At 70.0% G+C, this 686-nt stretch carries 1 protein-coding gene; it reads right to left on the bottom strand.

Annotated features, from left to right (window positions below; translation table 11 throughout):
* Positions 1-301: 301 nt before the first annotated feature.
* Positions 302-686, bottom strand: a 385-nt coding sequence (locus tag D7X12_RS41695; RefSeq protein WP_147444017.1) for a thioesterase domain-containing protein, incomplete at its 5' end; no start/stop codon positions are given.

The raw sequence follows: 686 nt of genomic DNA, 5'->3' as shown, positions 1-686 counted from the left end.
TCAAAAGCTCAGCGCGCTTTTCCGGTGAGAGGTTCGCGATCCGCTTCGACAGCTCGTTGCTCATCTCAAGAACTCCGCACTCGGGAACGCCATCGCGCGCGAACGCCACCCGGGCCCGTGGTGGGTTCGCGAGAACTCGGACCTGCTTCATTTGCCGGTTTGACGCCCTGCGCCGCTCTCCCGGGGGGAGACGCAGGGTGGGTCAAATTCACGCGGATCAGATTATTCCAGCACCAAGCCGCCTGCCATGGGGCGTCATGAGGACAGGCGGCCAGGTTTGGAGAGAGGGCCCCCCACGGGATCAGCTCCCCGTGGCCCCTCGTGGTTCGAGGTCCGCCACGCGGGCGAGGGCCTCGCGCAGGCGTTCGACGAGGGACTCGAGGTGCGGGTCCTGCATCAGCGCGTGGTGGCTGCCCGGGACGTCGAGGACTTCCAGGCCGCCGCGCACGAGGCCTTCCCAGCCGCGATGACGCGGGAGGGGGGCGCTGCCGGGGGCGGACTCGCTGGCGCTCAGCAGCAGGGCGGAGCCGTCGTAGGGCTGGGGCACGTAGTGCTCCAGGGCGAGCAGGTTGGCCTGGAAGACGCGGAAGAGGGCGCGCAGCTGGGCGGGGCCGGAGTGGGCATCGAGGATGCGGGCGCGGAGGCCTTCTTCCAGCAGGGCGCCGAGCATCGCGTCGTCGTCCCCC

It is taken from the genome of Corallococcus sicarius (genome assembly GCF_003611735.1).
Lineage (GTDB): Bacteria > Myxococcota > Myxococcia > Myxococcales > Myxococcaceae > Corallococcus > Corallococcus sicarius.
Note: the sequence above shows the minus strand (reverse complement) of the source record. Positions and strands in the feature narration are given on the sequence as shown.